A 23031-nucleotide genomic window follows, 5' to 3' on the forward strand; every position below is an offset into this window, starting at 1 on the left:
GCCTGCCATGTCCGCACTCAACGCCATTGCTCCGACCAAGCTCATGAGGCTGGTGGGAACGCCCGGTTGCCCGGTGCTGATCGACGTCCGTTCTCCCCAGGAGACAGCGGCAAGCCTGTTCCCCGGTGCTGTCCTGCGCGACGGCGCCGAGGTGACAACATGGGCACCCGGTCTTTCCGGGCGAGAGGTGGTGGTCATCTGCCACAACGGTCGTGCCATCAGTCCGGGTGTTGCGGCGTGGCTGCGCCACCATGGGGCCGATGCTCAGGTGCTCGAAGGCGGCATGGTGGGGTGGCAGGCGGCCAGATTGCCAACCATCGATCCGCAGGCCTTGCCACCGCGCGATGCGCTTGGGCGGACAGTCTGGGTTACGCGGGCCCGGCCCAAGGTGGACCGCATCGCCTGCCCATGGCTGATCCGCCGCTTCGTGGACCCTGAGGCCGTGTTCCTGTTCGCCGCCCCATCCGAGATCGAGGCCGTGACGCTGGCGTTCGGCGCTACGCCCTTCGATGTCGAAGGTGAGGGCCTGCGCTGGACGCATCGCGGTGAGCTATGCACCTTCGATGCAATGGTGCAGGATTTCGGCCTTGGCGAACTGGCTGCGCTGGCCCGCCTGGCGATGATCGTGCGCGGCGCCGATACGGACCGGGTGGCGATTGCCCCGGAAGCGCCGGGATTGCTTGCTCTGTCTTTGGGGCTCTCGCGCATGTTCGATGACGACCATCGTCAACTCGATGCGGGGCTGCTGGTCTATGACGCCCTGTACCGCTGGAGCCGTGACGCGACGGATGAAACCCACAACTGGGCCTCGCACAGATCACGGAGAGGCGAGCTTTAGAAACTCTCTGAGCCGCTAACAAAGCGGTCATTCCATGACTCTGCTGTGAGGGCTAAGAGCGGCCTTCTGTTCATCACTTCCAGATGCTCGAACTAAGCCGCAGAAGCTCCCCAAGCATGCGGTGTGGAGCGCTGCAAATTACCTTCATTCCCGATATCGCAAGGTCTTCACCAGCATGGCAAAGGCCGCTGTAGGCTGACGCCGACTGGGGTAATAAAGATGGTATCCAGGCAGCGGCCTCGACCAGTCCTCCAGCACGCGCACCAAACGACCGCTGGCCAGATGGTGCTCGACCTGATCGAGCGGCAGATGCGCCAACCCGAAACCATCGAGCGCAGCCTGTGCCAGCATGTCGATGGTGTTGAACGCCATCTGCCCGTCAACCCGCACGCGCAGGGCATGACGGTCCTTCTCGAAATCCCAGATGTAGAAACCGCGATCGGCTGAAATGCGCAAATTGATGCATTGATGGCGCACCAGATCCTGCGGCACCATCGGCGCACCCACCCGTTCCAGATAGGCGGGCGAGGCGACGATGGCGATCTGGAGATCGGGCGCGATGCGCAGCGCGATCATGTCCTTGTCCACGTCCTCACCCAACCGCACGCCCGCATCGAAACGGTCGGCGACAATGTCGGCAAGTCCATAATCGGACACGATCTCGACCCGGATATCGGGATAGTCGGCCAGCAAGCGCGCCAGCGCGGGATAGAGTATGGTCGCGGTCGCATGTTCGACCGAGGTGATGCGGATCAGTCCCGCAGGCTTTTCGCGCATCTCGGTCAAGGTGGCGATCCGAGCATCCAGCGCACCGAGGGCGGGCACCAATGTTTCCAGCAACTGCTCACCCGCCTGTGTCGGCGCCATGCTGCGCGTGGTGCGGGTTAGCAGGCGCAGCCCCAGATGCGCCTCCAGCCGCCGAATAATCTGGCTGAGCGCCGATTGCGACATGCCCAGCCGGGCCGCCGCGCGCGTGAAATTACGCTCCTCGGCCACCACCGCAAAGGCGGTCAGGTCAGCCATCTCGCCCCGCCGCATTCAGTGCTACTCCTTCTAGGTCCATGCCGATACTAGTGGCTAATCGCAGATCTGCCCATGCCCTATTCCAGTGCCAGTGCCCCCTGGATGGATGATGATCAATGGACGCCGACAGCTTGCTTGAACCCTTTGCGCTGATCCCCGGCCTGACCTTGCGCAACCGGGTAGCCATGGCGCCGATGACCACCTGGGCCGCAGACGACGACGGCACCGTCTCGCATGAGGAGGAGGCATGGTATCGCCGCCGCGTGGGCGATGTCGGGCTGGTCATCACCGGCTGCACCCATGTTCAGGCCAACGGCGTTGGCTTTACCGGCGAATTCGCCGCGCATGACGACAGCTTCATCCCCAGCCTCGCCCGACTGGCCATTGCGGCCAAAAGCGGCGGTGCCCCCGCCATCCTCCAGATCTTTCATGCCGGGGGCAAAACGCGCTCTGATCTGGTGGCAGACGTGGTCGCGGCCAGCGCTGTCGAGGGCGAGGCCGGGCCTTTCTCCGATGCGCTGATGCCGCGCGCGCTGGCGGATGCCGAGGTCGAGGCGGTGGTCCAGGCCTTTGGCGATGCCACGCGCCGGGCGATCATCGCCGGTTTCGATGGGGTGGAACTGCACGGCGCGCATGGCTTCCTGCTCCAGAACTTCCTCTCTCCCCACAGCAACCGCCGTGGGGATCGCTGGGGCGGATCGCTGAAGGGACGCCAGCGCTTCCCGCTGGAGGTGGTGGCGCAGGTTCGTCACGTGATCGCGACCTGCGCCAACCGCCCTTTCGCTTTGGGCTATCGCCTAACCTGTGACGAGCCCTATGACGATGGCCTGCGCATGGCGGACAGCCTTGTTCTGGTCGATGGATTGATCGGCGCCGGGATCGATTATCTGCATGCCTCGCTTGGACAGGCTCTGGATGCCCGTCCGGTCGATGCGCCAGAGGGCCCCGCAATCATCACCATCCTGCGCGATCATCTGGCAGGCCGCATTCCCCTGATCGCGGCGGGGCAGATCCGCACGCCGCTGCAGGCAAAGCAGGCGCTGAATATGGGCCTCTCGGCTGTGGCCATCGGGCAGGCCCTGGTGATGAACCCGGATTGGGTCGCACAGCTATGCGGGGAGACCACCACAATGCGGGAACTGGCCATCGGGCCAGAGGATGTCGCCCCGCTGGCCGTGCCGCCAAAACTATGGCGGATCATCGCATCGACGCCGGGGTGGTTCCCGGCACGCGGGGCGTGACCATGCCCGCCATCGACCGCCGCGCCTTCCTTGACGCCGCCGTGGCCGGAGCGGCGCTGGCCTTCGCTCGCCCTTCTTTCGCAACAGGACCCAGACTATGAACACCCGCAAACTCGGCTCGCTCACCGTCTCCGAACTCGGCTCTGGCTGCATGAACATGAGCGGCAATTACAACCCGCCCGCCGATGTGCCCCAGTCGATCCGCACCATCCGCAAGGCCGCCGAACTAGGCGTCACCTTCTTCGACACAGCCGAGGTCTATGGGCCCTACATCAACGAGGAACTGGTCGGCGAAGCGCTACAGCCAATTCGCGACAGCGTAGCCATCGCGACCAAGTTCGGCTTTGCCATCGACGGAACGATCGCCCTCAACAGCCGCCCCGAGCATATCCGCAAAGTCGTCGAGCAATCGCTCAAACGCCTGCGCACTGACCGTATCGACCTCTATTACCAGCACCGCATCGATCCCGCCGTGCCCGTCGAGGAGGTTGCCGGCGCCATCAAGGATTTGATCGCACAGGGCAAGGTGCTGCATTTCGGCCTTTCCGAGGCCAGCGCCGCCTCGATCCGCCGCGCCCATGCCGTCCAGCCGGTGTCGGCGGTGCAGAGCGAATATTCGCTTTGGACGCGCAATGTGGAACTGAACGGCGTGTTGGCGACCTGCCGGGAACTGGGCATCGGCTTTGTACCATGGGCGCCGCTGGGGGAAGGTTTCTTTACGGGCAAGTACGATACCACAACGACCTATAGTGATGCCGATTTCAGAGGAGGCTTTCCGCGTTTTTCAAAGCAGTTCATGCCGCTGAACATGCCGATCATCGCATGGTTGCAGGCCTACGCCCAAACCAAGGGCGCCACGCCCGCCCAGATCGCCCTGGCATGGCTACTGGCCAAAGGGGACCACATCGTGCCGATCCCCGGCAGGCGCCATGAAGCGCATCTGCTGGAAAATCTGGGTGCGCGGAACCTTCGCCTTACGCCCGCCGATGTGCAGGACATCGAGACGTCGCTATCCAGATTTCCGGTCTATGGAGACAGAATGGGGACAGCGCATATGAGCCAGATCGATTATACCGTTTGATCTTACATTTCCGGTGGGCGTGGCAAGCAGACCAAATTGCCACGCCCACCAGGATCGCCCCAGAAACAGACGTTCGCGGTCCATTGCCACGGTGTCGAAACCACCCGTTCGTTCATACCAGAAATACCGGCCCACCAATGGCGCGATAGGCCGGATCTTCGCTTAAAGCTCAGTTCTTTCTGACAACGTCAACGCATCATCGACGTCCACGCCGAGATAGCGGACCGTATGCTCGATGTTGGTGTGCCCGAGCAGGATCTGGATCGCCCGCAGATTTCCCGTTGCCTTGTAGATGAGCGCGGCCTTGGTTCGGCGCATGGAATGCGTGCCATACTGGCTCTTGTCGAGGCCAACGGTCGACACCCACTCATCGAGCAGGCGGGCATATTGCCGGGTGCTGATATGGCCCATGTAATCCACCCGACTTGGAAAAACGAAGTCGTTCAAGGATCCCTTCCGCCGTTCAAGCCAAGCCAGCAGGCTCTTGCGTGCTTCTGCCATGATTTCGAACTGGACCGGGCGGCCGGTCTTGTGCTGGATGACGGTGGCCCGGTTGCGGATGCTGCCACCGCTGACCAGATCGCCGATGCGAAGCTTCACAAAGTCGCACCCGCGCAACTTGCTGTCGATCGCAAGGTCGAACAGGGCGCGATCACGCAGGCGCCGATGTTCGTTGAGATAGAACCGGATAGCCCAAATGTCCTGCGGCCTTAGCGGGCGCTTCGGCCCCACATTCTGTCCAGCGTTCCAAGGGCGCCGTTCATGCACGGCGGGGTCAACATCTGAATGTCCCATTATGCTTCTCCTGCGGCCGTGATGGCCGGTTGGCAGGATACGCCTCTTGAGAATGTTAGGCATTGTGTTATAACTACCGTATGAACGCCAGCCTCAAGATCACCAAGATCGGCAACTCTGCCGGTGTCGTCCTGCCAAAGGAATTGCTTGCCAAGCTGCGCGCTGGCGTGGGCGACACACTGTATGTGACCGAAACACCCGATGGCCTCCGGATCACGGCGGCAGACCCTTCCTTCGAGGCCAAGATGGCACTGGCAGAACAGATCATGCGCGAGGACAGGGATATTCTGCGCGTGCTGGCCAAGTAACATGGCGCAAATTGTTGAGCCGGTCTGGATCGAGGCCGAACTTGCGCTTGCTATCCACGACCGCCAACTGGCCGAGCATGGAGGCCCGATTGGCCTGCGTGATGCTTCAGCGCTGGAATCCGCTTTGGGCCGCCCACGCAACCAGTGGGCCTATGGCGAGGCCGATCTTTGCGCTTTGGCGGCGGCCTATGCTTATGGCGTGGCGCGCAATCACCCTTTTGTCGACGGTAACAAACGCACGGCATGGGTGCTGGCGCGCCTATTCCTGGCGCTGAACAATGTGCAGATCAGCTTTGCGCCCGAGGAAGCCATTCGCATGGTGTTGGCACTGGCCAGTGGCGCGCTGACCGAAGCCGAAGTGGCGGAGTGGTTCAGAGCAAGGGAAGTGTGAACTTGCACCCGAGTTTCTTCTTTCAACGCAAGTCGGCGACCCCGAGTTCGTCCCATATCCAGGAGAAACTGCAACCCCCCATTTGCTCATTGCCCGATTTGGCTGTCATGTTCTCAATGTATTTGAGCCATTCCCGCACCTTGGCGCGACCGGCTTTGGTTCTGGCCATCTGGCGGGGTGTCTTGTTGCCCAATGCGGGCACTGGTTCGTCGAGGACCTGCCGATATTGCCGGTCCATCATCTCTCCAACAATGCGCTGCATTTCGGCGAGAGGTATTTCCGGCTCGGCAATCGCCTCGCGCTCGCGGTCCTGCTCCTCCATCATCTGTGCAACGGTAAGGATTTCTGTCAGCGGCGCCTGAACCAAGTCCCCAAGCAGCGGGATGAAGAGGTGCCTTGCGCGTTCTGCCCGCTTGGCGCTGTTCACCTCGATGGTGAGGAAGCGCCCGGCCAAATCAACATTGCCCAGGACGGTCGAGCCATCGTCCATCGTCGATGCCAGCACCTGGGCGTTGGGCTTTGCCACCTTCTTGGGTTTTGCGCGCTTGTCTTCCAGCCAATTCCAGAATTTAGCGGAGGCGGGAGACAAGGTGGGCACCGTGTGGAACCGGGCAGCGATCTGCTTTTGTTTCACCCCTTTGGAGATTGGGAACACGAGGCGGTGAAACAGAATGTCGTCGCCATCGTTGTTGACGAAATCAGGCATAGCAGGCCGCATGCCCCCTGCTGCCTCAATCAGCCAGGTGGCAGTGAACAGCGGGGCGCTATGGCGCAGCAACGCGGCGCGGTCCGTCGTGTCAAAATGGAGTTCGGGGCCGGGCTGTGCGCCGATCCTGGCAAAACCGTCGATCAATTGGGCGCTGGCTTCTGGCCCGAAAGCCAGCAGCGCCCCTGAAATGACCGTGCCGCTCCGCCCCATGATCAGGCGCGTGGCGATCTTGTCCCAGTTGCGCAAATTGCGGGTCGCGCTCCGCTCCTGCACCGTGACCGGTTCGTCATTTTGCAGCAGATCGCGCAGACGCATCGACTGGCCGGGCACCACTTCGCTTACTTCGTAGAGTGACATCGGCGTGTCGCGCAGGGCCTTGATATAGGCTTTCACCGAAGGGGTTTCGTTCCAGCCCCGGCGCTTGAGATAATCGTCAGCGAGATTCTCGCCATCGATCTCACGCCCCAACAGGTCTTCGAACGCGCAACCCCACAGCGGGCCTTCCCAATGCGGCCCGACCAGGTCGAGCAACTCGTCAAAATCCACGTTCAATTCATCAGCAGCAGGCCCGAAATGCTCGGCCAGACAATCATCAAGGCGCGCCTTCCATGGCTCGCGCCCGGCATATTTGATCAGGCCGGACAGGTCGTGGGTCGCGGGCAAGGGGGGGCTCCTGTTGGTGTTGTCCCGTCCTGCATTTTCGATCCATTGACGTCAACGCCATGAATCCAAGTGGGAAGTGCCTGCCGCCGCGATTCCTGCCCTTCAGGTGGTGACCTTAAACTCTCGAAAGTCGCCCTTCATTCACGGTGATGGAATTGGCCCAGCAAACGCCACGCAGCGCAGGCCCCGATAAGCTTCGACCAGTTGCTCCAGCGTGAAAGCGCGATTGCGACCGCTGGGATTGGGCAACACCCAGGTCGTCGCGCCGGCAAAACCCATGGCCTGCCGCCCCCATGCGATCTCCCGCTGGCCCGACATCCCCGCCCACGCCGGCTTGCCCAGAAAGGCGACAAAGGCCGGTCGGTAACGGGCGATCTTGCCTCCGAAGGCATCGGCTGCCGCGCGATATTCAGCCGGATCGATCTGATCCTCACGCGCCGTCGGGCGCGCAACCACTGTGGTGAGGCCGCAGCCATGGTGTAGCAAGTCCCGGCTGTCCTGCGGGGCGAACCTATGCGGCGTGAAGCCTGCCTCATGCATCACCTGCCAGAAACGGTTGCCTCGCCCCGCAAAATGATGCCCGGTTGCAGCCGCCAGCAATCCCGGATTTGATCTGCCCCCTTCTGAGTGGCCCATCGACTATCATAGTCTGGATCACGAAGGAGGAATGGAATGGCTCGGAAGCACAAGCCGGAGGAGATCATCGGCAAGCTGCGTGAAGCGGAGATCGTGCTGGCGCAGGGTGGGACGGTGGCGGATGCCTGCCGACGGATCGGCGTCACCGAACAGAGCTATTATCGCTGGCGCAAGGAGTATGGCGGCCTGAAGATGGATCAGGCGCGGCGGATGAAGGACTTGGAGCGCGAGAATGCTCGGCTTCGGCAGGCGGTGTCGGACCTAACGCTAGACAAGATGATCCTCCAGGAGGCTGCACGGGGAAACTACTGAGCCCCGCGCGCCGACGTCGCTGTATCGACCACATCCAAGGGATGATGACTGTCTCCGAGCGGCGGGTCTGCCGTGTGCTCGGCCAGCATCGATCGACACAGCGCAAGGCCCCCCGCGGGGCAGACGAGGAAGCAGCTCTCACAGAGGACATCATCGCTCTGGCTCGGCAATATGGTCGTTATGGCTATCGCCGGGTGACGGCCTTGCTGCGCGATGCCGGCTGGCACGTGAACCGCAAGCGGGTCGAGCGCATCTGGCGGCGCGAGGGGCTCAAAGTGCCGCAGAAGCAGCCGAAACGCGGCCGTCTCTGGCTCAATGACGGATCGTGCATCCGGCTGCGACCCGAGTATCCGGGGCATGTGTGGTCCTACGACTTCGTCGAGGGCCGCACCCACGAAGGCCGCAAGTTCCGCATCCTATCGATCATCGACGAGGCCAGCAGGGAGTGCTTGGCCTTGCCGGTCGCGAGACGGCTCAGAAGCGAGGATGTGCTGGCGGCGCTGGCCGATCTGTTCATCACCCGCGGCCCGCCGGCACATATACGTTCGGACAATGGTCCTGAATTTATCGCCGCGGCCGTGCAGCAATGGCTGGCCAGGATCGGTGTGAAGACGCTCTACATCACGTCCGGCAGCCCATGGGAAAATGGCTATTGTGAGTCCTTCAACGGCTCGATGCGCGATGAACTGTTGAACGGGGAGATCTTCTACACGCTGGCCGAGGCGAAGATCCTGATCGAAGCCTGGCGGCGGCACTATAACACCATCCGCCCGCACAGCTCGCTCGGCTATCGACCGCCGGCACCGGAAACAGCGACGCCGCCATGGCCGCCCTCCGGTTCCGCTGCGCTCCACCTACGGTCGACCATGGCGCCGGAAGCAACAATGCACTAACAATCAACACGGACCACTCAGTGGGGGCCGATCAACACAAGATCGCAAAGTCGCCGTCGTGACCGGCGCATCGCAAGGACTGGGCGCGGGTTTCGTCGAGGCCTTTCTGCAGCGCGGCTACCGGGTCGTCGCCACCTCGCGCTCGATTGCCCCCTCACACAACCCCGACCTGCTGACCATCGCCGGCGACATCGGCCTGGCTGACACCGGCGCCCGCGTGATCGAGGCGGCGCTCAAGACTTTCGGGCGGGTGGATACGCTGGTCAACAATGCGGGCATCTTCACCGCCAGCCCCTTCACGCAGTTCACGCCCGAACAGTATCAGGCCAACATCGCCACCAACCTGCATGGTTTCTTCCACATCACCCAGCACGCCATCGCCGCGATGGAACGGCAGGGCCAGGGCCATGTGGTGCAGATCACCACCAGCCTTGTCGATCACGCGATCTCGGGCGTGCCCTCGGCGCTGGCGGCGCTGACCAAGGGCGGGCTCAACGCCGCCACGCGCAGTCTGGCCATCGAATATGCCGCGCGCGGCATCCGGGTGAACGCCGTGTCGCCCGGTGTGATCCGCACCCCGATGCATACGCCTGAAACGCATAGCTTTCTCGATGCGCTGCATCCCATCGGCCACATGGGCGAGGTGGAGGATATCGTCCAAGCGGTGCTGTATCTTGAGGATGCGGGTTTCGTGACCGGCGAGATCCTGCATGTCGATGGCGGCCAGTCCGCCGGGCACTGATCGGGAGACAGGCGATGCCAATCGTGACCATTCAGATCACGCGCGAGGGCACCCTCCCGGGCGCGAAGGCCACCACCATCGAGCAGAAGGAGGCGCTTCACGCGGGCGTCTCCGACTTGCTTCACACTGTGCTGGGCAAGGACCCGGAGGATACGTTCGTCATCATTCAGGAGGTGGAACCTGAAGACTGGGGACGTGGCGGCCAATCCGTGCCCGCCTGGCGGAAGCGACGTTCGGGATAGGCCCGGGGCCGAATTCCATCGGCGTCAAGCAGGCAGGACTTGAAGCAAGGGCCTTGGGGAGGGTTAGCGTTACTCGTGCGGTGGCGAGCCGGGCCCTGCCACGAACAGGCGCTTTCGCTAACAATAGCTGCCGCTCACCGCGCCAATGACGCCCGTCGAAATTTGCCATAGGTTAAGGTGATGGAAGGGCATCGCGAATTGGCAAAAAGTGGGACATTCCTGCCGATCGGCAGCGCGATTGGAAACGTCCGGTTACGCTGACACCGGTCATTAGTGGAATCGCTTGGAGCACGATGTGGGCGTGGCACAGGTCGGTCGCCGCGCATTGTGGCGCCCGACAGCTAATCCCCACGAGTGTTATTCGCGCTCGTCTGGCTGGCTGACCATCGTGACGTTCTCGGGATCGATCACGACGTTGATGCCGCTGGTAGTTGCCATCTCAGCGCCATAGCCGTTCCGGTCGATGACCGCAGGCCGAACGTCCAGCAATTCGAACCCGGTGGACGCGAACGCGCCCGCCTGCTCGCCTTCCCGCTCGAGAATGACTTTGGTGGCAAGCGTGATCCCGCATCCAGCAAACTCTATGGTGTTGAAGTAGATCGCCTCCAGCCCATACTGCGGCGACATTTTTTAGACAACCTTGGCACAAATCGCGAAAGCATCATCGACAATCGACAAATTTACGGCCTTCACATCCTCGAGGGAAGCCGTGGCCGCTGCTTTCAAAGGGAGCGACGTCAGGGCTCATGGAGAGCTGGTCAGGGATCTATAGCTCAAGAAAAAATGCGTATATGCCAACTGGGCGCAATCGATGCGAATTGGTTTCGGCGCCTAGGCCAGTGGCCAGATTCTGACCGCTATCACCAAAACCAAGAGCATCGCTAGCAGCAAAAACTCAAGGGCAATTAGCATCTTTGAGTTCATTGCGTATCCTTCGCATCAGGAGGATCGACTGCAACAAAGTCAAACGGCGGAAGCGAGTCGAATCCATGATCTTCGAAGTCTCGAGATGCAATCATCCGTCCCGATGTCACCAGCTGCCTGGTGAGAGCTGATGACACCGGGCCCATGCATCCGGATAGGGGTCGCATCGTCCGCGTGCATGGCACAGGCGCCGATAGAAAGCCTGCACCATCTGTTTACAACACCTGCGCAGATTGAGAAGGGCTAGTATTCAAAGAAAATCGGTTGCCCTGGTAGGCGAATCGCATTCGCCACGCGCCTGAGGCATTCGCTGCATGCTGGACCATTCGCGTTGACGCTCTCGTAACGCCATTCTGGCAAGTCAAATTTTTAGAGTATGTCCAGTGAACACCGCCCATATGGGTCAGGGTACGCCAACATACGACGACGCCTAAATCATGGTTCAGTCAAGACGGCCCACTTGGGACGCGTGGGCAGAGATATACTTTCCCCACGCATCGCCCCGCCCTCTCCGAAAATAAGGTGGGCAGCGCACTGCTGCAAGCGTGCGGGCTTAGTCCTGGTTGCGTTTTTTATCAGCGGCAGACGACCGGTCGCGCCCGCCCGTAAGCTAGCCGTTTTTGAGCCTACTGCTTCACCACCGGCAACAGCACCGCGCTCTGGCCGTCCGGCCCGTGTTCCAGCGTGATGGTGGCCTTCTGGAAATCATCGGGCTTGGCAAAGAAGATGTTGCGCACATAGGTCTGCGGGTTGCGGTCATAGAGCGGGAAGAGCGAGGACTGGATCTGCACCATGATCCGGTGGCCGGGCTTCACCGTATAGTTCACCGTGGGCAGGCGGAACTTATACTCCTGCACCTGACCCGAAGGCACCGCCGCTGGCTTGTCGAAGCCGCCGCGATAACGGCCACGGAAGATGTCGAGGCTGATCGGCAGCTGATAACCGCCCAGTTCGGGCTGCTCGGCATAGGTGGGCGGGTAGACGTCGATGATCTTCACCACGAAATCGACATCGCTGCCGGTGGTGCGGGCGAAGAGATCGGCGAAGGGCGCGCCCTCCAGCCGCACTTCATGGTCGAGCACCGGCGTCTGGTAGCTGAGCACATCGGGGCGGGTCGAGACGAAGCGCTGGTCCTGCACCAGCCAGGTTGACCAGCTCGGATGGTCGCCCATACGCGCCGGGAGTGGCTCGAACGGTACGGGCTTGGCCGGGTCGGAAATGTAACTATCCGCCCCAGTGGAAGGCTGGGTGGCAAGGTCGCCATGGGCTTGGAAGTAGAAGGTCGTGAGCCGTTCCGGCTTCACGGCGGGCCACTGGGCAAACTCATCCCATTGGTTTTCCGAGGGGTTGTAGATCATCGCAGTGGGCAGCGGTTTGGCGCCGGGGCGGTCCTTCAGATAGGTGTCGAAGAAGGGGATCAGCGTGTCGCGGCGGAAATCGCTGGCGGTGTCACCCTTCCATTTCAGCGGGCCGAGGCTCTCGGCCTTGCCGTTGACCTGACTGTGATACCATGGCCCCATCACCAGATGGTTGTTGTCATGGCCTGCGGCCTTCAGCGCCTCATAGCTGTGGATCGCGCCATACATGTCCTCCTGATCCCACAGGCCTTGCAGCCACAGCGTGGGCACGGTGGAGGGCTTGGCGACCACCTGTTTGTCTAGCGCCTGATCCTGCCAGAAGCTGTCATAGGCCGGATGGCTGGAGAGGCGGTGCCACCAGGGAAGTTGCTTGAAGCCATTGGTTTCCGCCCAGGCGCCCGCCGTGCCGGCATCGAGGAAGGCCTGATAATCGTCATAGCTGCTGCGCGGCACGGCTTCGCCCTTGCCGGTCTTGCTGCTCTGCTCGGTGAAATAGTCGAGGTTGATCTGGCGGAAGGCGCCGTAATGGAACCAGTCGTCACCCATCCAGCCATCGATCATCGGGCTTTGCGGCGCGGCGGCCTTCACGGCGGGGTGAGGCCCGAGTAGCGCCATCGTCACCGTCCAGCCATCATAGGAAGAGCCGATCAGGCCGACCTTGCCATTGGATTCAGGCAGATTTTTTACCAGCCAGTCGACGGTGTCGTAGGAATCGGTGGTGTCGTCGGTCTTGCTGTCATTCATCGGCCCGCGCGGGGGGCGCGTCATGATGTAGGGCCCCTGCGAGCCATATTTGCCGCGAATGTCCTGATAGACGAAGATGTAGCCATCATCGACCCATTCGCGGTTGGCGGACCACACCGCGTCGCGCAGATGGGGGATGTTGGGCTTGAGGAAGCTGTTGGCGTCGTAGGGCGTGCGCTCCATCAGCATAGGCAGGCCTTTGGCGCCCTTGGGGATGGCGATGATGGTGTGCAGCTTCACCCCGTCGCGCATGGGGATCATCACCTCGCGGAGGTCGTAATCGTAGCCGGTACGGGGGGCTTCCCATTTGGCGGGAATGTCGCTGACTTCAGCAGTCGTCGTCGGTTTAGCGGGTTTGGCCGCTACAGAAAGGGGAGCCAGGCCGAGTGTCAGCGCGGAGCATGCAGCCAGCGCGAAACGCGCAGAAAATTGCAACATCACTAGAGCGCCTTTTGGAAGGAGTTAGCAAAAGGACTGTGGGTCCCCATGGCAGCCTGTAACCGACACTTCAATCCGTTACGAGGCCATTGGCGAAAAGTTTATTCAGCAACACCAGAGGAGCACCCCGCCGAAGACAATCCGGACGATGGGCACACACTTAGTCGACGATGCCCGATGGCGAAAACCCGAGGAATAGGCCAGCACCAAGCGTCGGTTCATCTCATCAGCGCGGTGTCATACAGAGGGACGCAAGCAGTACATCAATGCGAATCATCTGGCCCGAGCATCAGCCGCATCGAACGGAAATCGAAGGTGTAGCTGCCTTTCGCAGTCAATGCGGGCTGGCCAAGATTACCAAGGATGATCGCCGTCTTGTCCCCCTCTAACGTGACGGACACATCCTGTTCGATGACAGTTGCCGTCCCCGCCGTGATCGCGAGTCGGGGTTCGATTGCAACATCGCCGTCGGTGCCGCCACCCAAACCCAAAGTCGTGTCCCGCTTCCTCGACCAAAGGCTTGCGCGATCTGCAAACCGGGTTGCGTAGCTCGCATGGAGGCTGCTTCGGTTCGCCCCCGTGTCGATGCTCACCAAGCTCCTGTGCCCCTGGATGTCAACCGCAGCCACAGGCGTCAACTGGTTCATGTAAAGCGTCGCTCCCGACCTGAGCAAAGAGCTTCCCCGATCAATCGAAAACGTGCCGTCGGCATCGATCCGAAACCGACCGAGTTGCGCCAGAGCTGGGCAGCCGAGTATGGCATCGATCTGATAATCGGTTCGCGGAGACCGGATGAGGAGCGCAGCATCCGGTACGACGATTACCACCACGTTCCGCAGAATGATCCCGCCAACTGGGAGCCTACCGATAACGGCGATGCGCGTCGGAACCGAATGGCCCGTCAGTCCTACCGTGTGTAAGGGCGCATCGCGAACTGGCAGGCGCATCCGTCGGGCAGCACTTTCGGACAAGACGGAATAGTTGGCACCTGTATCGATATTCCACGCCAGCGTGACGCCGCCTACCGTCAGATCGACATTCTGCGTGCCCAACACATTGCGGTAACCGCGCAAGGTTGCCGACCTGCTGCCCGTCGCCGCTGGTCTGGCCAGATTGCGTAATACCGCCGCCATTCCAAGTTCGCTGCGCAGGTCGGCAAGCTGGTCGGAATCCATATGGTCGGCATGTGCATTGAGCCACCGCACGATCAACCTGTATTCCTTCCCGAACTCGCCGCTACGCCGATAGGTGTCAAACAGAGTTTCGAAGGCTTCCTGCGCCTGCGGAGAGCGGGTTCGTTCCAGCGCCACCAGGCATCGAGAAAGCGATTTCGCCGCTGCACGAAGATGGTTGTTTCGATTCGCAATCACCCCCTCGGCTGCGCAGCGCTCGGCGCCTTCCGGCATCGCCTGAGCAAGCATCCGCGCCTCCGCCATGTCCCATCGCGCAAGCGCGTTATCGACGGGCCGCAGGGGCGCGGCTCGCGAGGAGGCATTGAGGGGCACCGCGGCAGTAGCCGCAATGGAAAGTACGGCCTGCAACAACATGCTATAAACTCCCAATTCCACGTTTATCACGCTGCAACCGCCTTGGAGCGGCGACGCGAGTCTCTGACCGTCAGCGAGATCGCCGAAGGAAAATAAAAGGTGCCGAATGCCGCATAGCGCGCGATATCCGTGATACTGACCGGCGCGGGACTGGCAGCCTTGCCGAACATGGCCCGCGCCGCGCACGAGGGCAGCCTTGAAATGATTCTCGACAGAAAGTCTGGACGCATGATCTCTTATTCGCCCGCAACGCGATGCTGGTCACAGCCGGTCGAACTTTTCTGCCGCAGGGTGTACCTCGCCGCAGTAATGCGTAAGGAGATGCCATGGAGTGGAGCGACGTCCGTATCTTCTTGGCCGTGGTGCGTACCGGCACGCTGGGCGGCGCTGCGCGGGCGTTGCGCCTCAGCCATCCGACCATCGGCAGGCGTCTGCGCGCGCTTGAGGCGGCTACCGGGCAGACACTCTTTCAAAGAACCGCCGATGGGTTGATCCTGACCGAGGAGGGGAGCACCATCGTTTCGCTGGCCGAGCAAATGGAAGAAGGTGCGCTGGCGATGGAACGGCGGCTTGCCGGGCAGGAGCGGAGTCTTCGCGGCTGCCTGCGCATCTCCTCGGCCGACTGGTTTGGCGCCTATGTCCTGCCTGCCATCGTCGCCGACTATACGGGCGCCCACCCGGACGTGGATGTCGAGATCCTGACGGGCACGCGCCTCTTCAGCCTCGCGCAGCGCGAGGCTGACATCGCCTTCCGGATTGTGCCCTTTGACACATCCGACATCTTGCAGCGGCGGCTGGCCCGGCTGCACTACGGCGTCTACGTCGCCGCAAGCGCGCCCGAGCCGGTGTTCGGCGACGGCGCGGGCTTCCGGCTGATCACCCATGATACGTCGACGGGCCATTTCCCCGATATCGCCTGGCTGATGGAAAGCTTCCCCAATGCAACTGCTGTGATGCGCTCGAACAACCGGAACGTGCAGGCACGCATGTGCAGACAAGGGGTCGGCATCGCCGTCCTGCCCCGCGCCGTCGGCAGCCAGACTCCCGGATTGCGTCTGCTCGATCTGCCGGAAGCGCCACCCAGCCGGGACATCTGGATGGGCTATCACCGCGATCTGAAACATCTGCAGCGCCTCCGCGCGTTCATCGGGGTGCTGGACGAGCACCTTCGGGAGATCGGGCCTGGCTAGCCAACAGCACGAACGGCCTGTCTCGGTAGGAGACATCTTTGATCGGCCGGAAGCCCAGCTTTTCGGCCAGCTTCAGCGAAGGAAGATTGATCCCTTCTATCAGGCAGGCAACGGCATCGTGGCAGGTTGACCTCCGTATCCAAAGCAGAAGGGCCGTCAACGCCTCGAATGCGAAACCCCTGCCGCCAACTCCGGACGAGAAAAGCCACGAGGCCTCAGGCACGCTGTCGAGCAGCGGATCGACACCGCGTCGGAAGAAGCTCGCGCCGACTTCACCCACGATCCTGCGGCTCGCCTTTTCAATAACGGCCAACGTGCCGAAACCAAAGAGGCTCCAATGGCCCGCGCAGCGCAGCACCCTCGTCCAGGCGGCTTCTTGGGAATCGGGTAGATTGCCGATGAACCTGCGCACAGCCGGGTCAGCCGCCAGAGCCATGATCGACGGCAGGTCACCGGGTTCATAGCAGCGCAAGAGCAGCCGTTCAGTTTCGATCATATGGGCGGCAGTGGAATATGGCGAAATTCCTTAGTCTCCACGCAGGCAAGCACGGACGAAGCGGACGAGTTCACGGTTCAGTTCCAGATCCTCCGGCGTGCCGCCCATGAAACCGCCATGCGGCATCGCCTCGAAGACGTGAAGCTCGGCAGCCACGCCCGCCTTCCTGAGGGCACGATGCATGCGGACGGTGTTGGATAGGAAAAGATCGCGCGTGCCGGATTGCAGCAGCGTCGGCGGCAGCCCGGTCAGGTCGCCAAACAACGGCGAGAGAGTGGGGTTGGAAAGGTCCGCGCCCTGCGCATAGAGCAGGTTTGCCGAGCGCAGAGGCAAGGGCAGCATCACGTCCACCAGACGGTTCACTTCGAAGCTGTCCCCGGACTCGGTCAGGTCCACCTCAGGCGACAGCAGGACGAGGCCGGCGGGCATGGGTAGCCCCTCGTCCCGCGCCCGCAACAGCATGGCAACGGCGAGGTTGCCACCTGCCGACCTGCCACCAATGACCACGCCTGAAGGCCCGTGTTGCTCCAGCACGTGCACATAGGCCGCCAGCGTATCGTCCAAACCCGCGGGATAGGGATGCTCAGGCGGAGTCCGATAATCGACGCCGTAGCAGCGTAGGCCGTGTAGGTCGGCCTGCATCTGCGCGCCGACCCGGCACGCCTCGCCGCCGCCAAACACCAGCGCGCCACCGTGCAGGTCGAGATAGGCACCTTCCCCCACGGTTGCGGCCTCGGGCGTGGCCAAGTGAACGGCAGCCGCGCCAACCTGAATGGTTTGGACGCTGGCGCGCAACGTGCCCGCGAGATCCTTCATGCTGGCGGCATAGTGCGCATCGACCGTCTTCTTGATACGGAGCCACCCGTCATGATCCTCGGGATCAGGCATCGGGTTCTTCGCGTTGATCGGCATTCCCTCGGAATCCAGGAGGCGGTCCAGTACCGCCCGCGCTTCCGCGCTGATCGAGCGGGGCGCGGGAAGCACGCGGGCGGGCAGCCGCACAGCGACAGTTTGTTCATCCATGGGCGCACGCCCCGATCGTCGGTATTTTGAAAGTGCCATGCGGATGCGGGTCCATCGACAGATTCCTCAATCCTCGTCCTGCCACCTGCGCAGATCGGTCTGGTCGTGATAGGCCATGCGATCCGGCGTGGTGATGAATTCCATTGTTGTGCCCCATGGCATGCGGCAATAGCAGACCTTGTTACCAGGGCCTTTTTCAGTAGCATAGGGAATGGCCCTCGGCGCCGTGAGAGGCGTACCCCCTGCTCTTTCGAAGCGCTCGACTGATGCGTCGATATCATCCGTGTAGAGCGCGAAGTGGGTGATGCCGAAATCGCTCGCGCGGATCGGCGGCGCCTGCTCGGGCCCGTGCATTTCGAAAAGCTCGATATCGGGTCCGGTGCCGATCTTGACCATCGCCTGCGCGCGCACGATGGTGCCCGGGAACGCTCCCACGGCCCGCTCAAACTCAGGCCCCTGCCGCGGCGGATCCTGCGGGCCGAACGACTGGTAGATCAACTGGGCGCCAAAGGCCTCGATCAGAAACGATTTGGCGGCTTCGATATCGGGCACCGTGATGCCGATATGATTGACGCCGCGAATGATGGGTGCGGTCATGAGAGTCTCCTTTGTTGCTGTTCAATCGAGCGCTGGGTCAGCCGGCGTTGAGGAACGCGATCAGGGCGGCAACGACCGCTTCAGGCCGCTCATCCGCCACATAATGGCTACAACGCGCGATGGCGCCGCCAGTCACCTTGGTGGCGAACTCCTCGAGCATCGCCACCATTTGCGCGCCGAAGCGCTGGTCTCCGCCCAGTCCGAGCACCGGTATCTCGAGCGGCTGCTTCTTGTAACCGAGCGCGGCCGCGTGATCGGCCTTGAAGGTGCGATACCATTCCATGCCGCCGCGCGTGCGACCGGGAAGCGCCATCGCCCTGGCATAGATATCGATGTCCGCGGGATCGAAGCTGCCGTGGTCGTAGAACCGCTCGGCCATGAAGGTCGAAATATAATCATATTCGCGGCCATATAGCAGACGCTCGGGCAGATCCCGGTTCGCGTGGAAGGCGAAGTGCCAGATCTTTTCAGTCGTCGCCTCCCATTGCGACCAGCCGGGAAGCGGAACGTCGAGCACCGCCAGATGGGTGACCGCCTCGCGATGGAGGGCAGCCTGCGCCAAGGCGATCATGCCTCCGATATCATGCCCGCATACGGCGTAGCGCTGATGCCCAAGAGCAAGCATGACCTCGTGCGCGTCGCGCGCCATGGTCGCCTTGTCATAGCCGCCCTGCGGGCAGTCGGAAAACCCCGCACCGCGCAGATCAATGGCCACAACACTGAAATGCTCGGCAAGCAGCGGCATCACATGATGCCATTCCCACCAGGTTTCCGGCCAACCGTGCAGCAACAGGATCGGCGGCCCTGAGCCCCCGGTGACGGCATTAATCTTGATGCCGTTAGCCGGCACCAGTTGCTGGGCAAAGCCTGGCAGGGCTGCGATCATGATCGCTCTCCAAAGGGATAATAACGTTCAAACGGTGTGCAGGACTGGCGCTCAGGCTGGGTCGAAATCGGTGGCGATCGTGATGTCACGCCAGGCATCGATATCGCGCCGGAAAGCGGCGAGCTTCCGCTCGGCGATCGCGTGGGCGGACGGGCCGAGCGGCAGGTGCAGCGGAGCGTCTTTGGCATCGACGGCCCGCAGGATCACCGCGACCGCCTTGTCCGGATCGCCCGCCTGATTGCCGTCGCCGGTTTCCCGGTAATGCTTGCGCGAGCTCGCGGCATATTCGGGCATCTCGTTGGCGGCCATGGCGATTGATCGACCAAGAAAATCGGTGCGAAACGGTCCGGGTTCGACGATCAGCACGCGGATGCCCAAAGGCTTCAGCTCGCCGGCGAGCGCCTCGGAAATCCCTTCCACGGCAAACTTGGCGGCATGGTAATAGCCACCGCCGCCCCTTCCCTCGATCCCGGCGCCCGACGACATGTTGACGACGGTGCCTCCCGTGCGCCGCAGAACGGGCAGCGCGGCTCTGGTGGTCTCGATCAGCCCGAAGACGTCCACTTCGAACATCGGCCGATATTCTTTAGGCGTGCCTTCCTCGATCGCGCCGAACAATGCGTAGCCGGCATTGTTCACGAGCACGTCGAACCCGCCGAAAGCTTTGACTGCCTGTGCGACCACCGTCCTGGCCGCCGCGGCATCGGTCACATCGAGCGGCAAGGTGAGCATTCGGCCCCCGAACGGCTCGGCCAGGGCAGCGATCGCCTGGACATTACGTGCCGTTGCGATGACCCGGTCGCCGCGCCGTGCCGCCGCAAGCGCAAGTCGCTGCCCGAAGCCGCTCGAGCAGCCCGTGATGAGCCAGGTTTTCATGACATGCGCTCCGTTGGTTTTCAGATAGTGGCGACGCTCCGCTCAGAGCGGATGCACGACGCTGCGCTGCGGTTGGATGGAAGTGAAGAGGGCGACGTCAGCCATGATTTGGGCGGTTTCGGGCGCGTGGAGCGCCGCTTCCATGGCGGCCCCGTCGCGGAAGTTGACAACCCCAACCGCGATCAGCCCGGCGCCGTCCGTTTGAGGGAAGAAACCAGCGGCACTGACGAGCCCATAGCGGCCCCAGCTTTCCCGCACGAGCGGGAAGTGGACGTCGATCCAGTGGTCGCGATCGAACGGTGTGTGCGGATCGCCCGCATAGGTCACCAGCATTGTGATCATCCTCAAAATCCTTGTGCACGAGCGTTCGGACCGTCTGCGGCAGTCAGCTACGACTTCCGCCTGTTCGCCTCGTTCCCGACGATGGAGACAATCTAGATACTTGGATTTGTTCTTGAACCGCCAAGGTTGCACACTTGCCGTTCAGTTTTGTACAGATGATCTGCCGCGAAGGGAGCCGCCAGATTGATCGTTAACGTGGCTGCTCTCCCCCGCCGGCACCGTGCCTCTACACCTGCCCCATGCCGCCATCGACGCAAAGCTCCGCTCCGGTCACGAAGCTTGCCGCATCGCTGAGCAGAAACACCGCGGCGGCCGCTACTTCTGCGGGGTGCGCCATCCGGCCGAGGGGAATGGGTGCGATCAGTTTCTGTCGCATCTCATCGGACACGGCGGTCATCATGTCCGTGTCGGTAGGCCCCGGCGCCACAACGTTGACCCGGATGCGCCGCGGCGCGAGTTCGGCCGCCCAGCTGCGCGCATAAGACCTCAACGCGGCCTTGGTCGCGGCATAGGTGCTGAAGGGCGTTACGCCCATGGCATCCGCGATCGACCCGATCAGCACGACCGACGCGCCTTCCTTGAGCAGCGGCAGCGCCACCTGGATACCGAACAAAGCGCCCCGCACGTTCACCGCGAAGTGCCGATCGAAATGCCCGGACGTCTCTTCGGCGATTGTCGCCGGCTCCGACAGTCCGGCATTCAGCACAAGCGCATCGATGCGGCCATAGCGGCGATCAACTTCGCCCACGACCAGCCGCAGGTCCGCCTGCGAAGCCGCATCCGCCACCAAGCCCTGCGCCAAAGGACCGATCGCCTCCGCCGAAGCCGCTACCTCGGACTGCCTTCGTCCCGTGAGGATCACGGAAGCACCCTCCTGTGCAAGCGCCCGCGAAGTTGCCAGACCGATCCCCTTCGCGCCGCCGATCACCAGTGCAACCTTGTTTTCCATGCTTGCCATCATCCGTCCTTCCATTTGAGACGGGCAACCAGATATACGAGGCATATCTGCTATCAAGAACGCACCTGGAGTAGCCTAGATATGGCTGACGATACCGACCTAGAGGCACTCTCGTGCAAGGCGATGATGGATGTACCCAGGATCCGCCCCGTGCTCGACAAGATCGCGGACAAATGGACGGTCATGATCCTGACGGTGCTTTGCCCCCAGCCAGCGCGCTTCAACGATATCAAGCGACGCTTGGGCGGCATCACTCACAAATCGCTCGCCGACGCGTTGAAGCGCCTGGAACGCTACGGACTGATTACTCGAACTGTACTTCCAACCAGCCCTATCGGTGTCGAATACAGGATTACGCCACTGGGTCACTCGCTCCGCGAACCCTTTGAGGCGCTCTGTTCCTGGGCGCTGGCGCATGAGCATGCTATGGCAACCGCTGCCATAGCCTACGACCGGTCGCGTGGAGAATGACCATCGGGCTTGTAAATGGCTGATGCGCCACAACCAATGCCATCTTACAGGACAGATCAGAATGGGCCTAAAGGCTTGGAGGTGGGCATGTTGCCGCCGGATGTCTTTGGGCAAGGCGAACGGACGATTTTGGCGGAAGTTGCCGCTGGAGGGACGACTGGCAAATGGCTGGGCTTGGTCGAAACCTGCCAGTTCGGGCGCCGACTGTCTTTCAGCAGCGGCTCCACCCAGCTAGCCATTGCGCCATTTGGGTCAGAAGCCGCAACCAGACATTCATTCAGCCTGCCATACCGGCGGGCTGCCGATCGCCTGCCTTAAGGCGGCGGTCACAATCCGCAAACGCGCCGAGGGCTGGGCCAAGGCACGCAGGAGCCAAATCCCCACCAGCTGGGCATTCCATATCTCGCCCGACAGGCGCAGGCGCATCAGCGCACCGCAGCGCACATCCTCCCCCACCACCCAGTCGGGCAACAAAGCCAGCCCCAATCCGGCCCGGGCAGCCAGACGCATCGCTTCGAAATCGTCGCAGCGGAACACTGCGTCCTTGTCTGCCAGACCATTGAGCGGGCTACCCAGCAGGTCTGCCCAGCCCAGCAGGTCAGCGCCGTGCAGCTTGTCAATCAGCCTGTGCCCTGCCAGATCCTCCAGCGTTTGGGGCATGCCCATACGCGCCAGATAGGCCGCGCTGCCCACCAGCAGGCGGCGTTGGTCGGCCAGTTTGGTGGCGATCAGCGTGCTGTCCGCCAATTGGCCGATGCGGATCACCGCATCCAGTCGCTCCAGCACGGGATCGGCGAGACGCTCGGTCAGGTCCAGCTCTACCTGCAACTGTGGGTGGTTCACCATCACCTGCTCCAGCGCGGGGATCACATAGCGTTTGCCGAAAGTGGGAAAGCAGGCGATCCGCACCACGCCCGCCACCGCGCCATCGAAAGCGGCGACTTCCGCATGGGTATCAGCCAGTTGATCCAACAACGGCTGGGCCCGCTCGAACAGGCGCTCGCCAGCATCGGTCATCACCAGCGCGCGCGTCGAGCGCACCAGCAATGGCACGCCCAGCGAATGCTCCAGCGCGTCGATCTGCCGCACGATGGCCGAGGGCGTCTGCCCGCGCCGCCGCGCCGCACCCGAGAAACTGCCATGGCGCACCACCTCGACGAACACCGCCAGATGCTCGGCAAAGCGGGGGTCTTTCATGCGCGTGGATCTCCATCTTTGCGGTTTTGGCAAAGCCGTTTGCGCATCACCATGCGTTATCATCGCGCCCAAGTCGAGGCATCTGAGGGGTACCGGCAGATCACGGCGAT

Annotated in this window: 26 protein-coding genes; 10 read left to right on the forward strand and 16 right to left on the reverse strand. The window is 62.3% G+C overall.

All coding sequences use genetic code 11. From position 1 onward, the window contains the following. Nucleotides 1-7: 7 nt before the first annotated feature. On the forward strand, nucleotides 8-838 hold the full coding sequence (locus ABDW49_RS28230) for a chromate resistance protein ChrB domain-containing protein (RefSeq protein ID WP_343617271.1): 831 nt from the start codon (nucleotides 8-10) through the stop codon (nucleotides 836-838). Between the two features lie 144 nt (nucleotides 839-982). Here the strand turns inward: ABDW49_RS28230 and ABDW49_RS28235 are convergent, their stop codons facing one another. Beyond that, nucleotides 983-1876, reverse strand: a complete 894-nt coding sequence (locus tag ABDW49_RS28235) for a LysR family transcriptional regulator (protein ID WP_343617273.1) — start codon at nucleotides 1874-1876, stop codon at nucleotides 983-985. A gap of 101 nt (nucleotides 1877-1977) precedes the next feature. Here ABDW49_RS28235 and ABDW49_RS28240 point away from each other — a divergent pair, with 101 nt between their 5' ends. Continuing rightward, nucleotides 1978-3102: an NADH-dependent flavin oxidoreductase gene (locus ABDW49_RS28240; RefSeq protein WP_343617275.1), complete on the forward strand. Its 1125-nt coding sequence runs from the start codon at nucleotides 1978-1980 to the stop codon at nucleotides 3100-3102. 97 nt (nucleotides 3103-3199) lie between these two features. Continuing rightward, the gene (locus ABDW49_RS28245; RefSeq protein ID WP_343617277.1) at nucleotides 3200-4183 is read left to right on the forward strand and encodes an aldo/keto reductase; all 984 of its coding nucleotides are present in this window, start codon (nucleotides 3200-3202) and stop codon (nucleotides 4181-4183) included. A 162-nt stretch (nucleotides 4184-4345) separates the two neighbouring features. On the opposite strand, the gene ABDW49_RS28250 is transcribed toward ABDW49_RS28245, so the two are convergent. Beyond that, the gene (locus ABDW49_RS28250) at nucleotides 4346-4978 is read right to left on the reverse strand and encodes a tyrosine-type recombinase/integrase (protein ID WP_343617279.1); all 633 of its coding nucleotides are present in this window, start codon (nucleotides 4976-4978) and stop codon (nucleotides 4346-4348) included. An 80-nt stretch (nucleotides 4979-5058) separates the two neighbouring features. Between ABDW49_RS28250 and ABDW49_RS28255 the strand changes: the two genes are divergently transcribed. Then, entirely contained in the window at nucleotides 5059-5286 is a 228-nt protein-coding gene (locus ABDW49_RS28255) for an AbrB/MazE/SpoVT family DNA-binding domain-containing protein (protein ID WP_343617281.1), read from the forward strand. A 1-nt stretch (nucleotide 5287) separates the two neighbouring features. After that, nucleotides 5288-5677 carry a type II toxin-antitoxin system death-on-curing family toxin gene (locus ABDW49_RS28260; protein WP_343617283.1) on the forward strand — a complete coding sequence of 130 codons (390 nt, stop codon included), beginning with the start codon at nucleotides 5288-5290 and terminating at the stop codon, nucleotides 5675-5677. Between the two features lie 22 nt (nucleotides 5678-5699). Here the strand turns inward: ABDW49_RS28260 and ABDW49_RS28265 are convergent, their stop codons facing one another. Together ABDW49_RS28265 and mug are read right to left on the reverse strand one after the other, a co-directional pair. Next, on the reverse strand, nucleotides 5700-7049 hold the full coding sequence (locus ABDW49_RS28265; RefSeq protein ID WP_343617285.1) for a hypothetical protein: 1350 nt from the start codon (nucleotides 7047-7049) through the stop codon (nucleotides 5700-5702). 141 nt (nucleotides 7050-7190) lie between these two features. After that, nucleotides 7191-7685: a G/U mismatch-specific DNA glycosylase gene (gene mug / locus ABDW49_RS28270; RefSeq protein ID WP_343617287.1), complete on the reverse strand. Its 495-nt coding sequence runs from the start codon at nucleotides 7683-7685 to the stop codon at nucleotides 7191-7193. Nucleotides 7686-7721: 36 nt separating this feature from the next. Here mug and ABDW49_RS28275 point away from each other — a divergent pair. The 3 genes from ABDW49_RS28275 (at nucleotide 7722) to ABDW49_RS28285 (ending at nucleotide 9874) form a co-directional block, all read left to right on the forward strand. Further along, nucleotides 7722-8890, forward strand: a protein-coding gene (locus ABDW49_RS28275) for an IS3 family transposase (protein ID WP_343617288.1) whose coding sequence is annotated in 2 segments (ribosomal slippage) — nucleotides 7722-7983 and nucleotides 7983-8890 — 1170 coding nt in all. Because the reading frame shifts where the segments join, the coding sequence is not laid out codon by codon here. 58 nt (nucleotides 8891-8948) lie between these two features. Then, nucleotides 8949-9632, forward strand: a complete 684-nt coding sequence (locus tag ABDW49_RS28280) for an SDR family oxidoreductase (RefSeq protein WP_343617290.1) — start codon at nucleotides 8949-8951, stop codon at nucleotides 9630-9632. A 14-nt stretch (nucleotides 9633-9646) separates the two neighbouring features. After that, nucleotides 9647-9874, forward strand: coding sequence for a 4-oxalocrotonate tautomerase family protein (locus tag ABDW49_RS28285; protein ID WP_343617172.1), 228 nt, complete (start codon nucleotides 9647-9649; stop codon nucleotides 9872-9874). Nucleotides 9875-10231: 357 nt separating this feature from the next. On the opposite strand, the gene ABDW49_RS28290 is transcribed toward ABDW49_RS28285, so the two are convergent. The 4 genes from ABDW49_RS28290 to ABDW49_RS28305 form a co-directional block, all read right to left on the reverse strand. Further along, entirely contained in the window at nucleotides 10232-10501 is a 270-nt protein-coding gene (locus ABDW49_RS28290) for a hypothetical protein (RefSeq protein WP_343617292.1), read from the reverse strand. Between the two features lie 923 nt (nucleotides 10502-11424). Then, on the reverse strand, nucleotides 11425-13338 hold the full coding sequence (locus tag ABDW49_RS28295) for a CocE/NonD family hydrolase (protein WP_343617294.1): 1914 nt from the start codon (nucleotides 13336-13338) through the stop codon (nucleotides 11425-11427). Between the two features lie 263 nt (nucleotides 13339-13601). After that, complete coding sequence (locus ABDW49_RS28300) at nucleotides 13602-14885, reverse strand: retropepsin-like aspartic protease (protein WP_343617296.1); 1284 nt, start codon at nucleotides 14883-14885, stop codon at nucleotides 13602-13604. A gap of 26 nt (nucleotides 14886-14911) precedes the next feature. Further along, nucleotides 14912-15055: a hypothetical protein gene (locus ABDW49_RS28305; protein WP_343617297.1), complete on the reverse strand. Its 144-nt coding sequence runs from the start codon at nucleotides 15053-15055 to the stop codon at nucleotides 14912-14914. Nucleotides 15056-15211: 156 nt separating this feature from the next. Between ABDW49_RS28305 and ABDW49_RS28310 the strand changes: the two genes are divergently transcribed. Continuing rightward, on the forward strand, nucleotides 15212-16075 hold the full coding sequence (locus tag ABDW49_RS28310; RefSeq protein WP_343617298.1) for a LysR family transcriptional regulator: 864 nt from the start codon (nucleotides 15212-15214) through the stop codon (nucleotides 16073-16075). On the opposite strand, the gene ABDW49_RS28315 is transcribed toward ABDW49_RS28310, so the two are convergent. The 7 genes from ABDW49_RS28315 to ABDW49_RS28345 form a co-directional block, all read right to left on the reverse strand. Next, on the reverse strand, nucleotides 16029-16571 hold the full coding sequence (locus ABDW49_RS28315) for a GNAT family N-acetyltransferase (protein ID WP_343617299.1): 543 nt from the start codon (nucleotides 16569-16571) through the stop codon (nucleotides 16029-16031). The genes ABDW49_RS28310 and ABDW49_RS28315 overlap by 47 nt on opposite strands. A gap of 30 nt (nucleotides 16572-16601) precedes the next feature. After that, entirely contained in the window at nucleotides 16602-17594 is a 993-nt protein-coding gene (locus tag ABDW49_RS28320; RefSeq protein ID WP_343617301.1) for an alpha/beta hydrolase, read from the reverse strand. 66 nt (nucleotides 17595-17660) lie between these two features. Further along, entirely contained in the window at nucleotides 17661-18191 is a 531-nt protein-coding gene (locus tag ABDW49_RS28325; RefSeq protein ID WP_343617303.1) for a VOC family protein, read from the reverse strand. A 37-nt stretch (nucleotides 18192-18228) separates the two neighbouring features. Beyond that, complete coding sequence (locus ABDW49_RS28330; protein ID WP_343617305.1) at nucleotides 18229-19077, reverse strand: alpha/beta hydrolase; 849 nt, start codon at nucleotides 19075-19077, stop codon at nucleotides 18229-18231. 51 nt (nucleotides 19078-19128) lie between these two features. After that, a complete protein-coding gene (locus tag ABDW49_RS28335; RefSeq protein ID WP_343616954.1) occupies nucleotides 19129-19953 on the reverse strand; it encodes an oxidoreductase in 825 nt (274 codons plus the stop codon). 42 nt (nucleotides 19954-19995) lie between these two features. Further along, on the reverse strand, nucleotides 19996-20295 hold the full coding sequence (locus ABDW49_RS28340) for an EthD family reductase (protein ID WP_343616956.1): 300 nt from the start codon (nucleotides 20293-20295) through the stop codon (nucleotides 19996-19998). Between the two features lie 226 nt (nucleotides 20296-20521). Beyond that, the gene (locus tag ABDW49_RS28345) at nucleotides 20522-21256 is read right to left on the reverse strand and encodes an SDR family oxidoreductase (RefSeq protein ID WP_343616957.1); all 735 of its coding nucleotides are present in this window, start codon (nucleotides 21254-21256) and stop codon (nucleotides 20522-20524) included. Between the two features lie 78 nt (nucleotides 21257-21334). Here ABDW49_RS28345 and ABDW49_RS28350 point away from each other — a divergent pair, with 78 nt between their 5' ends. Beyond that, nucleotides 21335-21724 carry a helix-turn-helix domain-containing protein gene (locus tag ABDW49_RS28350; RefSeq protein WP_343616959.1) on the forward strand — a complete coding sequence of 130 codons (390 nt, stop codon included), beginning with the start codon at nucleotides 21335-21337 and terminating at the stop codon, nucleotides 21722-21724. 273 nt (nucleotides 21725-21997) lie between these two features. On the opposite strand, the gene ABDW49_RS28355 is transcribed toward ABDW49_RS28350, so the two are convergent. Next, on the reverse strand, nucleotides 21998-22921 hold the full coding sequence (locus tag ABDW49_RS28355; RefSeq protein WP_343617307.1) for a LysR family transcriptional regulator: 924 nt from the start codon (nucleotides 22919-22921) through the stop codon (nucleotides 21998-22000). Between the last annotated feature and the right edge of the window lie 110 nt (nucleotides 22922-23031).

This window comes from Novosphingobium sp. (assembly GCF_039595395.1).
GTDB lineage: Bacteria > Pseudomonadota > Alphaproteobacteria > Sphingomonadales > Sphingomonadaceae > Novosphingobium.

Excerpts from the sequence above, each read along its gene's own strand:
- ABDW49_RS28230 (WP_343617271.1), top strand. The coding sequence starts at position 8 with ATGTCCGCACTCAACGCCATTGCTCCGACCAAGCTCATGAGGCTGGTG.
- ABDW49_RS28235 (WP_343617273.1), bottom strand. The coding sequence starts at position 1,876 with ATGCGGCGGGGCGAGATGGCTGACCTGACCGCCTTTGCGGTGGTGGCC.
- ABDW49_RS28240 (WP_343617275.1), top strand. The coding sequence starts at position 1,978 with ATGGACGCCGACAGCTTGCTTGAACCCTTTGCGCTGATCCCCGGCCTG.
- ABDW49_RS28245 (WP_343617277.1), top strand. The coding sequence starts at position 3,200 with ATGAACACCCGCAAACTCGGCTCGCTCACCGTCTCCGAACTCGGCTCT.
- ABDW49_RS28250 (WP_343617279.1), bottom strand. The coding sequence starts at position 4,978 with ATGGGACATTCAGATGTTGACCCCGCCGTGCATGAACGGCGCCCTTGG.
- ABDW49_RS28255 (WP_343617281.1), top strand. The coding sequence starts at position 5,059 with ATGAACGCCAGCCTCAAGATCACCAAGATCGGCAACTCTGCCGGTGTC.
- ABDW49_RS28260 (WP_343617283.1), top strand. The coding sequence starts at position 5,288 with ATGGCGCAAATTGTTGAGCCGGTCTGGATCGAGGCCGAACTTGCGCTT.
- mug (WP_343617287.1), bottom strand. The coding sequence starts at position 7,685 with ATGGGCCACTCAGAAGGGGGCAGATCAAATCCGGGATTGCTGGCGGCT.
- ABDW49_RS28285 (WP_343617172.1), top strand. The coding sequence starts at position 9,647 with ATGCCAATCGTGACCATTCAGATCACGCGCGAGGGCACCCTCCCGGGC.
- ABDW49_RS28290 (WP_343617292.1), bottom strand. The coding sequence starts at position 10,501 with ATGTCGCCGCAGTATGGGCTGGAGGCGATCTACTTCAACACCATAGAG.
- ABDW49_RS28295 (WP_343617294.1), bottom strand. The coding sequence starts at position 13,338 with ATGTTGCAATTTTCTGCGCGTTTCGCGCTGGCTGCATGCTCCGCGCTG.
- ABDW49_RS28300 (WP_343617296.1), bottom strand. The coding sequence starts at position 14,885 with ATGTTGTTGCAGGCCGTACTTTCCATTGCGGCTACTGCCGCGGTGCCC.
- ABDW49_RS28305 (WP_343617297.1), bottom strand. The coding sequence starts at position 15,055 with ATGTTCGGCAAGGCTGCCAGTCCCGCGCCGGTCAGTATCACGGATATC.
- ABDW49_RS28310 (WP_343617298.1), top strand. The coding sequence starts at position 15,212 with ATGGAGTGGAGCGACGTCCGTATCTTCTTGGCCGTGGTGCGTACCGGC.
- ABDW49_RS28315 (WP_343617299.1), bottom strand. The coding sequence starts at position 16,571 with ATGATCGAAACTGAACGGCTGCTCTTGCGCTGCTATGAACCCGGTGAC.
- ABDW49_RS28320 (WP_343617301.1), bottom strand. The coding sequence starts at position 17,594 with ATGGATGAACAAACTGTCGCTGTGCGGCTGCCCGCCCGCGTGCTTCCC.
- ABDW49_RS28325 (WP_343617303.1), bottom strand. The coding sequence starts at position 18,191 with ATGACCGCACCCATCATTCGCGGCGTCAATCATATCGGCATCACGGTG.
- ABDW49_RS28330 (WP_343617305.1), bottom strand. The coding sequence starts at position 19,077 with ATGATCGCAGCCCTGCCAGGCTTTGCCCAGCAACTGGTGCCGGCTAAC.
- ABDW49_RS28335 (WP_343616954.1), bottom strand. The coding sequence starts at position 19,953 with ATGAAAACCTGGCTCATCACGGGCTGCTCGAGCGGCTTCGGGCAGCGA.
- ABDW49_RS28340 (WP_343616956.1), bottom strand. The coding sequence starts at position 20,295 with ATGATCACAATGCTGGTGACCTATGCGGGCGATCCGCACACACCGTTC.
- ABDW49_RS28345 (WP_343616957.1), bottom strand. The coding sequence starts at position 21,256 with ATGATGGCAAGCATGGAAAACAAGGTTGCACTGGTGATCGGCGGCGCG.
- ABDW49_RS28350 (WP_343616959.1), top strand. The coding sequence starts at position 21,335 with ATGGCTGACGATACCGACCTAGAGGCACTCTCGTGCAAGGCGATGATG.
- ABDW49_RS28355 (WP_343617307.1), bottom strand. The coding sequence starts at position 22,921 with ATGAAAGACCCCCGCTTTGCCGAGCATCTGGCGGTGTTCGTCGAGGTG.